Here is an 18,071-nt window from a genome sequence, read left to right as displayed (position 1 = left end):
TCAAGCGCTGCGGCTGAGAATTGCGGCTGCGCCGCCTTGTCCGCTGCTGCGGTTGTCTTCGTCTTGCGTGGCATTCATGCTCCTTGTTGACATGCTATGCCTCACACACAAAACATCTGACAGGCTCAGGAAGAACATGCGGAGGTCAATTTGTGGGACTTCAAAAAAATCACGGCATTTTCATCGCGTTTGAATAGGCAGATCAGAAACAAAAGTGTTGGCAAACTGAATGGTCGCCCTGTGCTACCGGGTGGCCAAAAAGTATGGGAATCCGGCGGCTCACTGCATCCATACAAACCTTCAGACCCTTCTGTAACGCTCCAACTAGATACCTGACCACTCCGTTACTTCGCGCCGCACAAGGAAGGCCACTTATTTTTCAGTTGAGTGTCTGCTTTTACCAGTCGCGACCGGTGGCTCCAAGCAGAACGCAGGTATGGTCGTTCCGACTCTACAAGTCGCACATTGACCAACCCTCGTTTCGTAAATTCTTGTTTGCGAGCAAGCTTGCAACCATAAATGGGGTCACGACGCCCGGTTGCTGTTGAGCATGCAGCTCAACCCCCTACCGCTCCACATTCGGCAAATCATCCGGCCCTGCCACCGACATGGGCGGCAGGTTCTGCATGGCCGCCTGCGCGCCTATCAACAGCATCTGCGTGGCGTGTGCGATCTCGGGCAGGCTGCGCTCGGTGTGCTCCATGCGCAGATAGACCTTGCCGCGCACCAGCATCAGCACCAAGGGGGACTGCGCACGGACAGCGCTGTGTTCGCCTTCCAGAAAGTTGAGCAGCTGCGACACCACGGGCGCATGGATCCAGCGCTGGGCCACGTCTATGCGCTCGGCAATCACCGCAAAATGCTGGCGGAAGGACGCGGGCAGGCCGGGCCAGGTCATCTCTTCGTACATGGCCAGCCAGCGCATTTCTTCGGGCAGGTTGGCGTTTACCGTGGTCTGCAGCGTGTCGGTGATGGCGTTGTAGGCGCTGCCCTCCAGCGCCTCGTGCAAGGAGCGATTGAGCACCATCACGGCGGCGTCCGGGTCGGCGCCTACGTCGGCGCGGCCGCGCAGCTCCAGGCCACGCACGTAGTCGCGTGTGGGGGCACCACACTCCAGCCGCCAGGGGTGGCCGCCTACATCGCCGCCCAGGTCGAAATGCCCCTCGGTGGCCGATGGCACGATGGCCAGCTGCTGCGACGCGGCCCAACGGGCCACTTCCTTGTTGGTGACGGGCCGTGCGGCAGCGGCGGCGGACGGGCTGAAGGCTTTGCGCAGGCGGTCGAACATGGCCAGGGGGAAGCGGGTGCTTCGCAAGAGTCGCGGGTACAGGCATTATTGGGGGCATTGGCTGACGGAGATAGCCCCCCCCCGAGGGAAAAGCCCCCCTGAGTCGCCCGCGGCGCCTTCCCCCGAAGGGGAACGCACCCGGCGACCTAGCGAAGCCAGCTCCACGGGTGCGCTGGCCTTGCGCCGCGCCGGTTTCATCGGCCGTGGGTGGGGCACAGCGTTTGGATGACCTGCATGTTTTCACCATGAACCGCCGTCTTGTCTTTTCCGCCCTGGGTTGCACGTTGGCCTTGGCTCCTCTGGCCGCCCTGGCGTTGCCTGCCGATGCCTCGGCCACGGCCCGGCAGCTGGTGCGCTGGGCCACGGACACGGGCGACCACCAGGGCTTGCCTTTTGCAGTGATCGACAAGCCCTGGGCCCGCATCCATGTGTTTTCGGCCCAGGGGCAGTGGCTGGGCAGTGCGCCGGTGCTGCTGGGCGCGGCACGGGGCGACCGGTCGGCGCCCGACCTGAGCACGCGCCCGCTGACGCAGATTCGGCCGGAGGAGCGCACCACGCCCGCAGGCCGCTTTGTGACCGAACCGGGCCGCAACCTGCGCGGGGAGGACATTGTGTGGATCGACTACGACTCGGCCGTGTCGCTGCACCGGGTGCGCAGCGTCAGCGCCTCGGAACGCCGCCACCAGCGCCTGGCCAGCGGCAACGCTCGCGACAAGCGCATCAGCTATGGCTGCGTGAATGCGCCCGAGGCGTTCTACAACCAGCACATCGCCCCGCTGTTCGGGCAGGGGCCCGGCGTGGTCTATGTGTTGCCAGACACGGAACCGTTTGCTACATTTTTTATAGCTTCGAGCGCTTATCGATAGCGCGGAGACGGCACTTTTTACTCAAATTCTTGCCGCCTCTCGGGCGCCGCGGGGCCTCAGCCCGTCTTCTGGAGACTGAACACCGCGCGGCGGCCACCCACGGTGAGCCCCTTGGCGTTGACGATGTGCACAGAGCGCCGCCGCGCCAGCGCTTCGCGCTGGCCTGCATCCAGCCAGCCGAGCTGGTCCATCACCTCCACGGCGGCAGCCACCTGGGCGACCATGTTGCCGTCCATGATTTTGAGCGCAAAGGCCTCGCCCCGGCTGCGGCTGCCCACCACCTGCACGCCGTCGGCGCCCGTCTTGGAGACCCAGTCGCTCTGCCCCACCTGCATGAAATCCAGGTCGTGCCGCCCGGTGCCCGAACCCAGCTCGGGCCGCGCCACCATGGCGTCGGCCAGTGTGGTCAGGCTTTCGTGCAGGTCCGTGTCGGGCGCACCACCCGCCAACCGGGCATAGCCCCGCGCCAGGTGCGCCAGCGGCATGGCGTAGTTGGGCGCCGAGCAGCCGTCGATGCCCATGGCGAGCTGATCGGGGGCGAGCCCCACCGCCTGCGCCACGTGGTTGCGGATGGCCACCTGCAGCGGATGGGCGGGGTCCAGGTGATCCTCCAGCGGCAACCCCTGCTGCACGCAGTGCGCCACAAAACCCGCGTGTTTGCCGCTGCAATTGTTGTGGCGTTCGTCGGGCACAAAACCCTCGGGCAGCGTGCCCAGCCCCAGCTCCGCGAACAGGGGGCGGTGGCAGCCGCAGCGCAGCGCGTGGTAGTCCTGCCCCACGCTGGCCAGCATGCGGTCGGCCTGCTCCACATGCATGGGCTCGCCGTTGTGGCTGGCGCACAAAAGCGCCAGTTCGCCCTGCCCCCAGCCCAGCGCACGGGCCCCGCCCGCTTGCATGAAGGGCAACGCCTGGAAGGCCTTGATGGTGGAGCGCGTGAAGGTAACGGTGTACGGGTCGCCCACCCGCGCCAGCACCTGGCCCTGGCGGTTGGCCACGGCCACGGCGCCCCAGTGCTGGCACTCGGGCAGACCGCCCCGGCTGACTTCGATCAACGGAACAAAACCCATGGCGATGATTCCTGGCAGCGGCCTTAGCGCGCTGCGGTGGGAGGGGTTCCGGGGGCCAGCGTCAGGCTGTGCGCCCAGCGCGCGGGCTGGCGCTGCAGGGCGCGGTAGCCGGTGTCGACCCAGGTGGTGCTCATGTCGCGGTAGCGCGGCGAAAACACCAGGCCGCTCTGGCCCGTCTGGTAGATGAAGCGTGACTGCTCCAGGTCCGCCAGGTCATACACCGCGCGCAGCGACGCGGCATGGCGGTTCACATACGGCCCCTTGGCCTCGCCTGCGTTGTACTGGCCCACGTTCACGGTGTACGAGTCTCCGTGCGATGGCACGCTCACGTCAAAGAAGCGCGCGAGCGCAGGCACGTTGCCAAAAGGCCGGTGCACGCTGAGCGCGGGGTGCGCGGCGCCCCAGCGCCACTGGGCAGGGTCTGCGCCATAGACGGCCTGCAGGCGGTCGAGCGCACGGCCCAAGGCAGCAGCGGATTGCTCGGCGCAGGTCGCGGGCTGGCACCACCAAGCGTCGTTGCGCTCCAGGATGCCTTCGATGGCCGCACGGTAGTCGCGCTTGCCGTAGGTGGCCTTGAAGCGGCCTTCACCAATGCGCGGAATGATGAGGCCCCGGGCCAGCTCGTCTGTCCAAGCCACAAAAATCAGGGGCGCGGCGCGGCCCGCGTCCATCACGCCGTCAAAGCCCTGCAGCTCTTTCTGCGCAGCGGCGGCCAGCGGGTGCGTGGACTGCGCCTGCTGAAGGTGCGGCAGCAAGCGCTGCGTGGCGAGCGAGGCCACGTCGCGATGGATGGCCTGCATGCTGGCCGCGTCGTGTTTGGGCGTGGCTTCGATGAGTTGTGCGATGCGCTCGTAGCGGTAGGGCAGCGCCCAATCCTGCGTGAGGAAATGCGGGTAGCCGGGCGCCGTCACGCGCTGGTTGGCGGTAGCCACCCAGCCCTTGTTACCGTCATCCTGCGGGGTCTGCTCGTAGGGCAGCCAGCCCTTCCAGTCGTAGCGTGCATCCCAGCCGGGCGATGGCGCCACGCCCCGGATGTCGTTGGCGGCATCGCGCACCGGCACGCGGCCAGCGGCCTTGAAACGGATGGTGCCCTGGTCGTCGGTCGCCACCACGCTCTGCATGGGCGAGTGGTAGTGGGCCAAGCCTGCAAAGAGTTCGTCCACGCTCTTGGACTGGTTGGTCTTGAACCCCGCCAGCACAGTCTGGTTGTCGTCGTCCAGCGCGCTCCAGCGCAGGGCCAGCACATATTTGCCCAGGTCCAGCACCTCGGCGTGCGACTTCTGCACATCGCTCAGCACCGGTCCGTGGCGGGTGCTGCGGAGTTGCAGCACCACATCGGCCTCGCCCTTGACGCGGATGGTTTCCTTGCGCACGGTGAACGGCGCCCAGCCCTCGGGTGTGCGGTACTGCGTGGCGTCGGCGGGGTTGATCTGCTCCAGGTACAGGTCCTGCACGTCCGGGCCGGTGTTGGTAAAGCCCCAGGCCACCTTGTCGGTGCGGCCCAGCACCACAAAGGGCAGGCCTGGCAAGGTGGCGCCCACGGCGTCGATGGCGGCAATGGGCGTGCCGTCCGACGCTTGCCCTGCGGGCGCCTGCAGCCCGGCGAAGTACCAGATGGCGGGGGCCGACAGGCCCAGGTGCGGGTCGTTGGCGAGCAGGGGTTTACCGCTCACGGTGCGCGAGCCCGCCAGCACCCAGTTGTTGCTGCCCTTGCCTTCGTTGGTGCCCGCGTTGCGGGTCAGCTCGTCGGCCCAGGCCAGCATGCCGGTGCTGATCTGCCGTGCCAGCGGACCTTCAGGTTTGCGGCTGACCGCATCCGCGGTGCTGCCCTGCGCTGCCGCAGTGGAGCCCGCATCTGCCGCGCGGTACACGCCCAGCTGCCGGTACAGCGCTGCCAGATCGGCCGAGGCGGCGGGCTTTTCGCCCGGATAAGGCGGCATCAGCTGCCAGAGGCGGTCGGTGTCGAGCGTGCGCGCCACCGACAGGCGCGCAAACTCTGTGCCCCAGTTGCCGCCCAGATCCAGCGCCATCATCAGCGCCCAGCCTACGCTGTCTTCGGGCTCCCACACCGCGCCCTGCGCGCCGCCAGGCTGCACGCCCAGCACATGGAACTCGGGCGGCAGCGCCTGCGGGCGGTTTTTGTGGAAGGCGTGGATGCCCTGGCTGTAGGCCTGCAGCGCGTCCTTGGCGTACTGGGGCAGCCCTGCATACTGGCGTTTGGCCACGCCCGCAATGTCGAGCGCGCGCATGAGCTTGTCGGTCTCGACCGTGGCAGGGCCAAACACCTCGGACAGCTCGCCATGCATGACCCGGCGGTTGAATTCGAGCTGCCAGGTGCGCTCCTGCGCATGTACGTAGCCCATGGCAAACCAGGCATCCTGCGGGGTCTGCGCACGCACGTGGGTCACGTCCGAAGCGTCGCGCTGCACGCGCACGGCCTCGCGCAGCCCGGGCACCTGCAGCGAGCCATCGACCACCGCAAAGCTGCGCTGCACATACACCGCCGCCCCCGTGCCCGCCAGCAGTGCCGCCACCACCAGCCCGACGGCCGTCCGCTTCATCCACGCCATGTCTTGTGTCTCCTGTTGTTGTGTCGCCTGGGGGTACACCCCAGTGGGGGCGCCTGCGGGCCAGTGCTCAGCCCAGGTGTACGCTGGTGCCCACCACCTGGAAGCTCATGATCGGCGCGCTGGGTTCGGTAAAAGGCACGCCCAGCGCTATCTGACCGGTGCCATGCAGGATGCAGGCATCGCGGCGCAGCCGCACGGGCGCGTCGCTGCCCTCAAACCGCACCCAGGTGCCAAAGCTGCTCATGTCGGTGAGCACAAAACCGCTGTTGCGCCAGTCAATGCGTGCATGCAGGCGCGACACCCGGGGGTCGTTGATGCACAGCTGCGCATGGTTGGCGCGCCCCACATGCACGGGGGCGTCCGACGAGGTGAACGACATGTTCACCCCATGCCATGAGAACTGGATTTCCCCCAGGATCGGATCTACCGGTGCAAAGCTGCTGATCAGCGCCGCCTGCATGGTGAGGGAGTCCGGTGCCTCGTCCTCGCGCCACTCGACGTGGTAGAGCATGAGCGCCTCGGCCTTGCCCCGGATCTCCATGAGGCCCAGCTTGCGGTACCAGGCATCGGGGGCGGTGCCTGCCAGCAACACGGTGGTCTCGGTGGCCCAGATTTCGGCGGGCCCGGCCCGCTCGCACAGGCGAGAGGCCACATTGACCGCGTCGCCATAACAATCGCCGTCCACGTCCACCACCTCGCCACTGGCCACGCCCACTCGGATGTCCATGCGCAAAGGCTGCGGCCAACGGCCCAGTCGCTCATGGTGCTGGCGCAGCATGGTGGCGCTGGCCGAGACCGCCCCGGCCGCGTCGCCAAAAATGCACAACACACCGTCCCCCAGCTTTTTAACGACCCGGCCGCCATGGGCTTCGATGGTGTCGGCAATCCACTGGGTGACCTGGGTCACGGCTTCGGTGGCCCGCTCGTTGCCCAGCGTTTCGTACAACGAGGTACTGCCCGAAATGTCCGCGAAGACCACCGTTGACAGCACGCTCATGAACGATGGCCTATTAGTAACATCATGTGAATCAGTTTAGTGCAAGCTCAACGAAGACGCACCCACTCAAGCGTCAACAATCCTGAGCCGGGTGTTCAGCCCCCACCAGCGCACTCCAGGCCCCCACCACCGGGCTCCTGATGAGGGACAGAAGAGGAACGCATGCGCCCTTCAAGGCCCCTCCCCTCCGTCAAAAACATGGAACCCGCTAGGCAACGTCAGGGCATTGCAAGCAATCGCGCCAAATGCGTAAAAGTTCGCAACAAACGGGGGCAACGTGTTGTCTTTATACAAAAACAGGAGCATCACCCTTGCGTCAATCCTCGCTCCCGCTTAATTTGACCGACCTTGTTACAAAAACCGATTTGCGCCCCCGTCCATGCGCTGGAACAAACCCAATCTCCGCAACAACTTGCACGACCTGCTCGGCCGTGACAAGCCGTCCTCGACGGCCTGGGTGCGCGACCAGGGGCTGGAGGAAGTGCGCCAGGCCATGTTGCAAGGCCTGATGGGCGTGTCGGGTTGCGAAGTGGCACGCATGAACATGCGGCTGCGCTATGCGGGCGACATCGAAGCGCTGTGGTACCTGCGCACCGATCTGTTTGACACACTGGTGCCCTTGCGGGGCGAGGCCGTTGCCCAGAAGGTGCTGGACCACGTCACACCCTTGTTCCAGGGGCAGTTGCCGTTATCCCTGCGCGCCCCCCAGGTGCCGCAGGAACCCCGGTTCCGGAACTTCTGAGCCAGCCGCCCCCTGGGCCGCACGCCCAGGCCTAGGCCCAGCCCACTTGCTTCAGTGCTGGTGCCCCCAGTAGATCAGCGCATCACGCGCCTCCACCGACAGCGACACCGTCGCCCCCACCGGCAGCAGCACCTTGGTCTCGACATGCCCAAACGGCAGGTTTGTGAGCACCGGCGCCTTGATCTGGCTGCGCAGCCAGTCCACCACCGACTGCAGCTTGTAGCCCTTGTCGTGCGGCGCCAGCTTGAAGTTGGTGAACTGCCCTAGCACCACGGCCTTCTGTTGGGCCAGCACGCCGGCGTGTAGCAGCTGGGTAAGCATGCGCTCGATGCGGTAGGGGTGCTCATGCACGTCTTCGATGAACAGCACCCCGCCCTTGATCTGCGGCAGATATGGCGTGCCCACCAGAGCAGCCAGCACCGACAGGTTGCCGCCCCACAACGTGGCGCTTTTCACATACACATTGGGCACGGCGGGCTTGCCCGTGGTGGCGTGGGGCTTCTCGTTGTTCATGCGCCAGCCCGTGCCTTCGCCATGGCCGGTCAGCAGGTCGTCAAAGCAGGCTTCCATGATGTCGTCGGGCTCGCCCGCCACGCCAAAATCCGCCCCCACTGAGGGGCCCGCCCAGGTGGTGGCGCCGGTCTTGGCCAGCACTGCAAGCTGGAAGGCGGTGAAGTCGCTCACTCCCACAAAGTGCATGCCCTTGTCGATGGCCTTGGCCACGGCCTTGTAGCGGATGCCCGGCAGGATGCGCGTGAGGCCATAACCCCCGCGCGAGATCAGCGCCACGTCGGCACCGCTGGCGGCAGCGCGGTGGATGGCCGCCAGCCGGGTTTCGTCATCGCCCGCAAAACGCGTATGGGTGGCCAAGGCATCGGCGTCCACCTCGACCTCGTGGCCCAGGGCCTTGAGCCGTGCAATGCCGCGCTTGAAGGCCGCCTTGTCGCGCTCGGCGCTGGAGGGCGAATAGATGTAGATGTGCTTGGGACCGTGGTCGTGGTGGCACTGCGAATGGTCGTGATCGTGGTCGTGCAAAGCGCTCAGGCCCACCAGGGGCCTGCTCCGTCAAAAATAGAGGTCCGGCGTCGCGTCAGCCGCTCTAACGGCTGGCACCGGGAAACGAGAAGTATTCCACAGCCCGCGCAGCGATCGCCTCGCCGTGCTCCTGCACAAAATGCCCCGCCTCCGGCAGCACCACGGGCTCGGGGCAGCCCTGGATGGTTTGCTGCAGCGCGCGCATGGTGGGCAGGCCCAGCACCGGGTCCTGTGCGCCCACCACCATCAGGGTCTGGCCTTGCCACTGGTGATGCCAGAAATCGCGGGCCGCGCGCGACAGGGCCGCGCCCGGATCTTCGGTGGCGGCGGGCACGCGCTCCGGGAATGCGCGCAGCGCGGCACGGTAGCCTTTGTCGGGGAACGGCGCATCGTAGGCCGCGCATTCGGCGGGGCTCAGGTGCGGGTTGCCACGCGCCAGCAGGCGGCCAACGCCATACAGCGGCTTGTCGCGGCACATCGCGCGCCAGTCCACAAACCCCTTTGGCAGGGGCGTGTCGCCCGTGGCCAGCAAGGTGTTCATCACCAGCAGGCCGTCAAAACGCTCCGGCATCGCCATGGGCAAAGTCAGCCCCAGGATGCCGCCCCAGTCCTGCACCACCAGCACCACGTTGCGCAGATCGAGCCGCTCAATCAGCTCCAGCAGTACCTGGCGGTGCCATTCGAACTGGTGAGCGCCCTCCTTCTTGGGCTTGTCGCTTTTGCCAAAGCCGATCAGGTCGGGCGCCACCACACGGTCACCTGCGGCCAGAAAGGTGGGCAGCATGTGGCGGTACAGGTAGCTCCAGGCCGGGTTGCCGTGCAGGCACAGCCAGGTGCGGGGCGCATCGCGTGGGCCTTCGTCCAGATAGTGCAGCCGCAGGCCCGCCAGGCTGGACAGGTCGCTGATGTACTGCGGCGCCCACGGGTAACCAGGCAAGTCGGCAAATGCTGCATCGGGCGTGCGCAGGGCGTCGTCGCGCAGCGGGTGGCGGGCCAGCGCTTCGGCGCGCTGCTGGCGGCGGCGCTGCGCAAAAAAGCTGCTCAGCAGGCTGCCACATTCACCGGCCAGCACGCCGCCCAGCACCTCGGTCTGGTGGTTGATCTCGGCATGGCCAAACAGGTTGAGCACCGAGCCTGCGGCGCCCGTCTTGGGCTCCACCGCGCCATACACCACGCGGGCCAGGCGTGCATGCAGCATGGCGCCGCTGCACATGGCGCAGGGCTCCAGCGTGACATACAGGCTGCAGCCATCGAGCCGGTAGTTGCCCAGGCGAAGAGCCGCTGCACGCAGCGCCACGATTTCGGCGTGGGCCGTGGGGTCGTGACCCTCCACAGGCGCGTTGCGACCCGTGGCAATCACCTCGCCGTCCTTCACCACGATGGCGCCGACAGGCACCTCGCCCGCCTGCGCGGCCGCCTGCGCCTCGGCCAGGGCCAGGCGCATCCAGTGGGTGTCGAGGGGTGCGTCTACCATTTCAATATTGATAGCAACAAAACGAATACAGTCGCGCGCATACGGCCATTTTTATTCATTATTTGGCAGCATCCTCGGGCATAGGGCGTGCTTGCTGCATCAAACCTTCCATTTGCTGCTTGACCTGCTGCTGCATCTGCTGGCTTTGCTCGCGCACGGTGGCCGGGGGCGCCGATGCAGGTGCGCCCCCCGGGGCCGTCTGCAACGCGGGCACCGGGGCGCGCGTGGCCGACAACTGCTTCTTGGCCAGCAGGCCCACGATGGCCAGCACCACGACCAGCCCCACCAATCCAAACACTGCACGCATAAGACTGCTCCTTGCCGGGCACCAGCCGCCCGTTGACTCAGCGACCGACTGTAAAGGCAAACCCCCGCACGCAAAAACGGCCGCACGCGGCGGCCGTTGGAGGTTTCGCTGACGCAGCGGGCCTTAATTCAGCGCCACGCGGCTGCCGTCCTTGAAGGTGTAGAGCGTCACGGCGGGCGTGGTCAGCTCACCCTTGGCGGTGAAGGCGATGTTGGCCGTTACCCCTTTGTATTCCGCCTTGGCCAGGAAGGGGGTGAACACCTTGGGGTCCACCGAGTTGGCGCGCTTCATGGCGTCGGCCAGCACCATGGCGGCGTCGTACGCATAGGGGCTGTAGATCTGGAACTGGCCGGGGAACTTGGCGTCGTAGCGCTTCTTCCAGTCGGCGCCGCCCTGCATCTTGTCCACCGACGCGCCGCCCGTGGCACAGGTCACGTTCTTCAGCGCGGGGGTCTTGCCCGACAGCTCGGGCAGCTTCTCGGTGCACAGCGCGTCGCCGCCAAAGAACTTCACGTTGCCCAGGCCCAGCTGCTCCATCTGGCGCAGCATGGGGCCGGCCTGCGCGTCCAGGCCGCCGTAGAAGATCGCGTCGGGCTTCTTGTTCTTGATGCCGGTGAGGATGGCCATGAAGTCAGTGGCCTTGTCGTTGGTGAACTCCTCGGCCACCACCTTCAGGCCTTTTTGTTGTGCCGTGGCCTTGAAGACCGAGGCCACGCCCTGGCCATAGGCTGTGCGGTCGTCGATGATCGCCACGCTCTTGAGCTTCTGGTGATCCGCACCAAACAGCGCCAGCGCTGCACCCAGCGCGTTGTCGTTGGCGATCAGGCGGAAGGTGGTCTTGTGGCCGGGTTTGGTCAGGTCGGGGTTGGAGGCCGATGCCGTGATGTGCGGCAGGTCGCACTTGGCGTAGATGCTGGACGCGGGGATGGACGTGCCCGACTGCAGGTGGCCCACCACGCCCGCCACCTTCTGGTCGCACAGCTTTTGCGCCACAGCGGTGGCCTGGCGTGGGTCACCCGCGTCGTCTTCGGCCGCAATTTCAAACTTGATCTTCTTGCCGCCGATCACCAGGTTCTGGGCGTTGAGGTCGTCAATCGCCAGGCGCACACCGTTTTCAGTGTCTTTGCCGATGTGGGCAATACCGCCCGACACGGGGCCCGCGTGGGCGATCTTGACGGTCTGCACGTCTTGCGCAGAGGCCACACTGGCGGCCAGCGCGATGGCGGTCAGGGCAGAAATTCGGAACAGGGGCGAGGAAGCAAAAGCGGGGCGAAGCACGGTACGGAGTCTCCAAAATCAGTCTATGCAGGCATGTTGTGCACCGATCTTGTACACAACAAGCCCTGCATCCTAGCCATGCCAGCGGTCATTTGCCGCATTTGCTATGCAAACTTAGCAATTTGCTCCGGCATTAACCACGCTAACGGGCAGCCCTCCCGCAGGCATTCCCCGGGGTGGGCTGGGATAATCACGCCCCATGTCTCTCCTGCCCCACCAGCTCGAACTGCTCTCCCCCGCGCGCGATGCCGACATTGGCATCGAAGCCATCAACCACGGCGCCGACGCCGTCTACATCGGCGGCCCCGCCTTCGGCGCACGCGCCAGCGCGGGCAACGACATCCGGGACATCGAGCGCCTGGTGAAACACGCGCACCGCTTCAACAGCCGCATCTTCATCACGCTCAACACCATCCTGCGTGACGACGAGCTGGAGGCCGCGCGCCAGATGGCCTGGCAGGTGTACGAAGCCGGTGCCGACGCCCTCATCATCCAGGACATGGGCCTGCTCGAAATCGACCTGCCGCCCATCCAGCTGCACGCCAGCACCCAGACCGACATCCGCACGCCCGAAAAAGCGCGCTTTCTGCAGGACGCGGGCCTGTCGCAGATCGTGCTGGCGCGCGAACTGACGGTGCAGCAAATCGCCGCCGTGCACAAGGCGCTGGGGCCGGTGGATGCGCCGGGGCGCGCCAACATCGAGTTCTTCATCCACGGCGCGCTGTGCGTGGCCTACAGCGGCCAGTGCAACATCAGCCATGCGCAGACCGGCCGCAGCGCCAACCGGGGCGACTGCAGCCAGGCCTGCCGCCTGCCCTACCAGGTGACGGACGCGCAGGGGCGCTTCATCGCGCACGACAAGCATGTGCTCTCCATGAAGGACAACAACCAGAGCGACAACCTGCGCGCCCTCATCGATGCGGGCGTGCGCAGCTTCAAGATCGAAGGCCGCTACAAGGACATGGGCTACGTGAAGAACATCACCGCCCACTACCGCACGCTCATCGACGAGATCCTGGAGGAGCGCGAGAGCGCCGGCCGGCCGCTGTCGCGCTCGTCCAGCGGTAGCACCACCTTCACCTTCACGCCCGACCCGCTGCAGAACTTCAACCGCGAGTTCACCGACTACTTCGTCACAGGCCGCAAGGAAGACATCGGCGCGTTCGACAGCCCCAAGAACCCGGGCCAGGCCATCGGCTGGGTGACGAAGGTAGGCCCCGACTTCGTCGAGCTGGAAGTGAGTGACCCCGCCACCGTGCTGCACAACGGCGACGGCCTGTGCTACTACGACCTGCACAAGGAGCTGGTGGGCATGGCCATCAACGTAGCGGAGCCCGTGTCGGCCCGCAGCGTGGGCCAGTGGCGGGTGTACCCCAAAGACCCGATGGACGGCTTCAAGGACCTGCGCAAGGGCACCGAGGTCAACCGCAACCGCGACATGGACTGGGTGCGCACGCTGGAGAAAAAATCCAGCGACCGCCGCATCGGCCTGTGGGCGCACCTGAGCGAAACGCCCACCGGCTTTAGCCTGATGCTGACCGATGAAGACGGCAACGTGGGCTGCGCCGACGTGTTGCACGCCCACCAGAGCGCCACCGACGCCGCCAAGGCCGAAGCCAGCCTACGCGAGCAGCTCGGCCGCTTCGGCGCCACCATCTTTGCGGTGCACGACATTGCCCTGCAACTGACTGAGCCCTGGTTCGTGCCCGCCTCGGTGCTCAACGCGCTGCGCCGCGACGCGCTGGCCGACCTAGAAGCAAACCGCGCGCGCAACTTCGAGCGCCTGCAGCGCGCCACGCCCGTCGAACCGCCCGCGCCCTACCCTGAGGACACTCTGAGCTTTCTAGGCAATGTGTTCAACCACAAGGCGCACGACTTTTACGTGCGCCATGGCGTGAAGGTGATTGATGCAGCCTACGAAGCGCACGAGGAAGAAGGCGAAGTCAGCCTCATGATCACCAAACACTGTGTGCGTTTTTCGATGAGCCTGTGCCCCAAGCAGGCCAAGGGCGTCACGGGTGTGCAGGGCACGATCAAGGCCGAACCCTTGATGTTGATCAATGGCAAGGAGAAGCTGACCTTGCGCTTTGACTGCAAGCCCTGTGAAATGCACGTGGTGGGCAAAATCAAGCGCCAGGTGCTGAACCAGGCCAATGAGATCCCCCTGACCTTCTACAAAGCCCGGCCGCAGAACGCGCACTGACGCACTGGCGTGCGGCCTCTGTCCAGATTGCCGCATGCCCCCTTCTCAAGCCCCTCACCTGCACACCGCCGAGGCCGTCGCCCAGGCACATGGCGTCAACCCCGATGCGGGCCTGCATGCCGACGAGGCCCAGCGCCGCAGCGCCACGCACGGCGCCAATGAGCTGGCAACCGGACAAAACCGTCCCTGGTGGCACCTGCTGGCCGACCAGTTCAAGGATTTCATGGTGCTGGTGCTGCTGGGTGCGGCCGTCATCTCGGGGCTGGTGGGCGAGGTCACCGACACGCTGGTCATCCTCGTCATCGTGGTGCTCAACGCGGTCATCGGCTTTGTGCAGGCCTGGCGTGCCGACCAGGCCATGGCGGCGCTGCGCCAGCTGGCAGCAGCCCATGCCACCGTGCTGCGCAACGGAGCCGTGCAGGTGGTGCCTGCCACCGCACTGGTGCCCGGTGACATCGTGCTGCTGGAGGCGGGCAACCAGATCCCGGCCGACCTGCGGCTCATCGAGATTGCGCAATTGCAGGTGGATGAATCCGCCCTCACGGGCGAATCCGTCACGGTGGCCAAGCAGACGGAGGCCCTGGCCGCCGAGGATGTGGGCGCACTGGGCGACCGCACCAACATGGCCTTCAAGGGCACTACCGCCACCCACGGCCGGGCGCGGGGCCTGGTGGTGGCCACCGGCATGCACACCGAGCTGGGCAAGGTGGCCACGCTGCTCGATACCGGCGACCGCAGCACACCGCTGCAGTTGCGCCTCGCAGCGTTTGGCAAGCGGCTGGCGCTGGCGGTGCTGGGCATCTGCATCGTGATCTTTGGGGTGGGTGTGCTCCGCGGCGAGGCGCCGCTGCTCATGGCCCTCACCGCCATCAGCCTGGCCGTGGCCGCCATCCCCGAGGCCCTGCCCGCCGTGGTCACCGTGCTGCTGGCCCTGGGCGCACGCCGCATGGTGGCGGTGCATGCGCTGGTGCGGCGCCTGCCGTCGGTGGAGACGCTCGGCTCGGTCACCACCATCTGCTCGGACAAGACCGGCACCCTGACGCAGAACCGCATGCATGCCGAGCTGCTGCTGGCCCACGGTGTGCGCTGGGTCCCCGGCGACCCCCTGCCCGGCCCCGCCCATGCCGAGGCCCTGCGCGCCGCCGCGCTGTGCAACGACGCCACGCTCCAGGCACAGAACGAAGAGGGCCAGTCCGCCACCCACTGGCAGGGCGACCCCACCGAAACCGCGCTGGTGCTGGCCGCCCACGCGGGCGGGCTGGACAAGGCCCAGCTCGACACCACCTGGCCGCGCGTGCAGGAGCAGCCGTTTGACTCCGACCGCAAGCGCATGACGACCTTCCACCGCGACGTGCAGGGTTTTGTGGCCTATACCAAGGGCGCGCCGGAATCGCTCTTGCCCCGCTGCACCGCCCACTGGACGCCCGATGGCACTGCCGCACTCGACACCGCCAAGGTCCTCGCCACAGCCCAGCAACTCGCCGCCCAGGGCCTGCGTGTGCTGGCCCTGGCGCGCCGCAGCCACGCCCGCCTGCCCGACACCAACGACATCGACGCAGTAGAAAACCAGCTGGAGCTGCTGGGCCTGATCGCCCTCATCGACCCACCCCGCGCCGAGGCCCAGGCCGCAGTGCGCGACTGCATCAGCGCGGGCATCACCCCGGTGATGATCACGGGCGACCACCCCGCCACCGCGCGCGCCATCGCGCACCGGCTGGGCATTGTGCGCAGCAGCGATGCCCCCGTGCTTACCGGCGCAGACCTGGCCACGCTGGACGATGCCGCCCTGCGCGCCCGGGTGGAGCAGGTGCAGGTCTACGCCCGCGTGGACCCGGCGCAGAAAATCCGCATCGTCGAAGCACTGCAGGCCCAGGGCCACTTTGTGGCCATGACGGGCGACGGCGTGAACGATGCCCCGGCGCTCAAGCGCGCCGACATCGGCGTGGCCATGGGCCAGGGCGGCACCGACGTGGCGCGCGAGGCATCGAGCCTGGTGCTGCTGGACGACAACTTCGCCACCATCGTCGCCGCCGTGCGCGAAGGCCGCCGCATCTACGACAACATCCGCAAGTTTGTGCGCTACGCGATGACGGGCAACTCGGGCGAGATCTGGACCATCTTCCTCGCGCCGCTGCTGCTCCTGCCCATTCCGCTGCTGCCCATCCACATCCTGTGGGTCAACCTGGTGACCGATGGCCTGCCGGGCCTGGCGCTGGCGGCCGAACCGGCCGAGCGCGGCATCATGCAGCGCCCGCCCCGCGCGCCGCGCGAGAGCCTGTTTGCCCATGGCATGTGGCAGCACATCCTGGGCGTGGGCCTGCTCATTGGCGGGCTGTGCCTGGCGGTGCAGGCCTGGGCGCTGCACACCGGGCATGCACACTGGCAGACCATGGTGTTCACAGTGCTTACGCTGGCGCAGATGGCGCATGTGATCGCCATCCGCTCCGAATCCGAACCCATCTGGCGCCTGGGCCTGCTCAGCAACCGCCCGCTGCTGGGTGCCGTGCTGCTCACCTTCGCGCTGCAGATGGCGACCATTTATGTGCCCTGGCTCAACCCCATCTTCCGCACCGAGCCTCTGAGCCTGGGCGAATTGGCGCTGTGCATTGGCGCTGCGCTGGTGGTGCTGGTGGTGGTCGAAGTGGAAAAGGCTTGGCGTCGCAGCCAGCAGGCAGGCCGCACAGCCCCCGAGCCCGCCGCCAGTGCCATGGACGAGCCCGCTGCATAGGCGGGCCCATGGCGCACAAGAACCTCATAAGCACATAGCCAACGATTCGATGACGCCGGGGGCCTGCGGTGCCAGAATGGCCCGCGCCATTGGCACATCGAGCAACGCCCAGCCATGGGTGGAGCCCGGTTGCTCCACTCCCTTCCCTTCAACGAAAGAGACAGCCTTCATGAAAATCGAGACCCTGGCCGTACACGCTGGCTACAGCCCCGACCCCACCACCAAAGCAGTCGCGGTGCCCATCTACCAGACAGTGGCCTACGCGTTTGACAGCGCCCAGCATGGCGCCGACCTGTTCGACCTGAAGGTGCCTGGCAACATCTACACCCGCATCATGAACCCCACGACCGACGTGCTGGAAAAGCGCGTCGCGGCTCTCGAAGGTGGCATTGCGGCGCTGGCCGTGGCATCGGGCATGGCGGCCATCACCTATGCCATCCAGACCATTGCCGAGGCGGGCGACAACATCGTCTCGGCCAGCACACTCTATGGCGGCACCTACAACCTGTTCGCGCACACGCTGCCGCAGCAGGGCATCACCACCCGCTTTGCCGACCCGCGCGACCCGGCCAGCTTTGCGCAGCACATCGATGCGCGTACCAAGGCCATCTTCATCGAGTCCATTGGCAACCCGCTGGGCAATGTGACCGATATCGCAGCGCTGGCCAAGGTTGCGCACGACCATGGCATTCCGCTGATCGTGGACAACACCGTGCCCAGCCCCTACCTGCTGCGCCCCATCGAGCACGGCGCCGACATCGTGGTGCACTCGCTCACCAAGTACCTGGGCGGCCACGGCAACAGCGTGGGCGGCGCGATTGTGGACAGCGGCAAGTTCCCGTGGGCCGAGCACAAGGCACGCTTTCCGCGCCTGAACGAGCCCGATGTGAGCTACCACGGCGTGGTCTACACCGAAGCGCTGGGCCCGGCCGCATTCATCGGTCGCGCGCGCGTGGTGCCATTGCGCAACACGGGCGCGGCGCTGTCGCCGCAAAGCGCCTTCCTAATCCTGCAAGGCATCGAGACCTTGGCCCTGCGCATGGACCGCATCTGCGACAACACGCTGGCGCTGGCCCAGTACCTGCAAAGCCACCCCAAGGTGGAATGGGTGCGCTACGCGGGCCTGCCCGACCACCCCGACCACGCGCTGGTGCAGCGCCAGTCGGGCGGCAAGGCCTCGGGCATTTTGAGCTTTGGCCTCAAGAACACCGACGCCGACCCGCGCGCGGCCGGGGCACGGTTCCTCGATGCGCTGCAGCTCTTCACGCGCCTCGTCAATATCGGCGATGCGAAATCGCTGGCGACGCACCCGGCGTCCACCACCCACCGCCAGCTCAACCCGGAAGAGCTGGCCAAGGCGGGCGTGAGCGAGAGCATGGTGCGCCTGTCGGTGGGCATTGAGCACATCGACGACCTGCGGGCCGATCTGGTGCAGGCACTCAACGCCGTCTGAGCCTTCGGCAACAGCCAGCGCCGGTTGCGGGATACTGGAGGGCCGTCCCCGCAGATCGCGGGG

At 66.6% G+C, this 18,071-nt stretch carries 13 protein-coding genes; 5 read left to right on the top strand and 8 right to left on the bottom strand.

The annotated features are described in order from the left end of the window. Positions 1-565: 565 nt before the first annotated feature. The gene (locus ACYZGB_RS07950; RefSeq protein ID WP_462387705.1) at positions 566-1,288 is read right to left on the bottom strand and encodes a hypothetical protein; all 723 of its coding nucleotides are present in this window, start codon (positions 1,286-1,288) and stop codon (positions 566-568) included. 245 nt (positions 1,289-1,533) lie between these two features. On the opposite strand from ACYZGB_RS07950, the gene ACYZGB_RS07945 reads away from it, so the two are divergent. Next, a complete protein-coding gene (locus tag ACYZGB_RS07945) occupies positions 1,534-2,154 on the top strand; it encodes a hypothetical protein (protein ID WP_462387704.1) in 621 nt (206 codons plus the stop codon). Between the two features lie 56 nt (positions 2,155-2,210). Here ACYZGB_RS07945 and ACYZGB_RS07940 read toward each other — a convergent pair whose 3' ends face one another. The 3 genes from ACYZGB_RS07940 to ACYZGB_RS07930 all read right to left on the bottom strand — a co-directional run bounded on the left by ACYZGB_RS07940 (position 2,211) and on the right by ACYZGB_RS07930 (position 6,788). Beyond that, positions 2,211-3,221 (bottom strand): asparaginase, encoded by a 1,011-nt coding sequence (locus ACYZGB_RS07940; protein ID WP_462387703.1) that lies wholly within the window; start codon positions 3,219-3,221, stop codon positions 2,211-2,213. A gap of 23 nt (positions 3,222-3,244) precedes the next feature. Further along, positions 3,245-5,791: a penicillin acylase family protein gene (locus tag ACYZGB_RS07935; RefSeq protein ID WP_462387702.1), complete on the bottom strand. Its 2,547-nt coding sequence runs from the start codon at positions 5,789-5,791 to the stop codon at positions 3,245-3,247. Positions 5,792-5,858: 67 nt separating this feature from the next. Continuing rightward, a complete protein-coding gene (locus tag ACYZGB_RS07930; RefSeq protein ID WP_462387701.1) occupies positions 5,859-6,788 on the bottom strand; it encodes an adenylate/guanylate cyclase domain-containing protein in 930 nt (309 codons plus the stop codon). Between the two features lie 379 nt (positions 6,789-7,167). On the opposite strand from ACYZGB_RS07930, the gene ACYZGB_RS07925 reads away from it, so the two are divergent. Next, on the top strand, positions 7,168-7,530 hold the full coding sequence (locus ACYZGB_RS07925; protein WP_063459615.1) for a hypothetical protein: 363 nt from the start codon (positions 7,168-7,170) through the stop codon (positions 7,528-7,530). Positions 7,531-7,581: 51 nt separating this feature from the next. On the opposite strand, the gene ACYZGB_RS07920 is transcribed toward ACYZGB_RS07925, so the two are convergent. The 4 genes from ACYZGB_RS07920 to ACYZGB_RS07905 form a co-directional block, all read right to left on the bottom strand. Beyond that, positions 7,582-8,565 (bottom strand): LD-carboxypeptidase, encoded by a 984-nt coding sequence (locus tag ACYZGB_RS07920; protein WP_462387711.1) that lies wholly within the window; start codon positions 8,563-8,565, stop codon positions 7,582-7,584. A gap of 64 nt (positions 8,566-8,629) precedes the next feature. Then, complete coding sequence (gene tadA, locus ACYZGB_RS07915) at positions 8,630-10,039, bottom strand: tRNA adenosine(34) deaminase TadA (RefSeq protein ID WP_462387699.1); 1,410 nt, start codon at positions 10,037-10,039, stop codon at positions 8,630-8,632. Between the two features lie 58 nt (positions 10,040-10,097). Then, entirely contained in the window at positions 10,098-10,346 is a 249-nt protein-coding gene (locus ACYZGB_RS07910; RefSeq protein WP_462387698.1) for a hypothetical protein, read from the bottom strand. A gap of 123 nt (positions 10,347-10,469) precedes the next feature. Continuing rightward, a complete protein-coding gene (locus tag ACYZGB_RS07905; protein ID WP_462387697.1) occupies positions 10,470-11,624 on the bottom strand; it encodes a branched-chain amino acid ABC transporter substrate-binding protein in 1,155 nt (384 codons plus the stop codon). 199 nt (positions 11,625-11,823) lie between these two features. Here ACYZGB_RS07905 and ACYZGB_RS07900 point away from each other — a divergent pair, with 199 nt between their 5' ends. From ACYZGB_RS07900 to ACYZGB_RS07890, 3 genes are all read left to right on the top strand, one after another. Continuing rightward, positions 11,824-13,827: a peptidase U32 family protein gene (locus ACYZGB_RS07900; protein WP_462387696.1), complete on the top strand. Its 2,004-nt coding sequence runs from the start codon at positions 11,824-11,826 to the stop codon at positions 13,825-13,827. A gap of 34 nt (positions 13,828-13,861) precedes the next feature. After that, a complete protein-coding gene (locus ACYZGB_RS07895) occupies positions 13,862-16,555 on the top strand; it encodes a cation-translocating P-type ATPase (RefSeq protein ID WP_462387695.1) in 2,694 nt (897 codons plus the stop codon). A gap of 169 nt (positions 16,556-16,724) precedes the next feature. After that, the gene (locus tag ACYZGB_RS07890) at positions 16,725-18,008 is read left to right on the top strand and encodes an O-acetylhomoserine aminocarboxypropyltransferase/cysteine synthase family protein (RefSeq protein WP_462387693.1); all 1,284 of its coding nucleotides are present in this window, start codon (positions 16,725-16,727) and stop codon (positions 18,006-18,008) included. Positions 18,009-18,071: the final 63 nt, after the last annotated feature.

The organism is Acidovorax sp. Q11, assembly GCF_054950075.1.
The sequence above is the reverse complement of the archived record's forward strand: the minus strand, read 5'-3'. Positions and strand labels throughout refer to the sequence as shown.

Excerpts from the sequence above, each read along its gene's own strand:
- ACYZGB_RS07950 (WP_462387705.1), bottom strand. The coding sequence starts at position 1,288 with ATGTTCGACCGCCTGCGCAAAGCCTTCAGCCCGTCCGCCGCCGCTGCC.
- ACYZGB_RS07945 (WP_462387704.1), top strand. The coding sequence starts at position 1,534 with ATGAACCGCCGTCTTGTCTTTTCCGCCCTGGGTTGCACGTTGGCCTTG.
- ACYZGB_RS07940 (WP_462387703.1), bottom strand. The coding sequence starts at position 3,221 with ATGGGTTTTGTTCCGTTGATCGAAGTCAGCCGGGGCGGTCTGCCCGAG.
- ACYZGB_RS07935 (WP_462387702.1), bottom strand. The coding sequence starts at position 5,791 with ATGGCGTGGATGAAGCGGACGGCCGTCGGGCTGGTGGTGGCGGCACTG.
- ACYZGB_RS07930 (WP_462387701.1), bottom strand. The coding sequence starts at position 6,788 with ATGAGCGTGCTGTCAACGGTGGTCTTCGCGGACATTTCGGGCAGTACC.
- ACYZGB_RS07925 (WP_063459615.1), top strand. The coding sequence starts at position 7,168 with ATGCGCTGGAACAAACCCAATCTCCGCAACAACTTGCACGACCTGCTC.
- tadA (WP_462387699.1), bottom strand. The coding sequence starts at position 10,039 with ATGGTAGACGCACCCCTCGACACCCACTGGATGCGCCTGGCCCTGGCC.
- ACYZGB_RS07910 (WP_462387698.1), bottom strand. The coding sequence starts at position 10,346 with ATGCGTGCAGTGTTTGGATTGGTGGGGCTGGTCGTGGTGCTGGCCATC.
- ACYZGB_RS07900 (WP_462387696.1), top strand. The coding sequence starts at position 11,824 with ATGTCTCTCCTGCCCCACCAGCTCGAACTGCTCTCCCCCGCGCGCGAT.
- ACYZGB_RS07895 (WP_462387695.1), top strand. The coding sequence starts at position 13,862 with ATGCCCCCTTCTCAAGCCCCTCACCTGCACACCGCCGAGGCCGTCGCC.
- ACYZGB_RS07890 (WP_462387693.1), top strand. The coding sequence starts at position 16,725 with ATGAAAATCGAGACCCTGGCCGTACACGCTGGCTACAGCCCCGACCCC.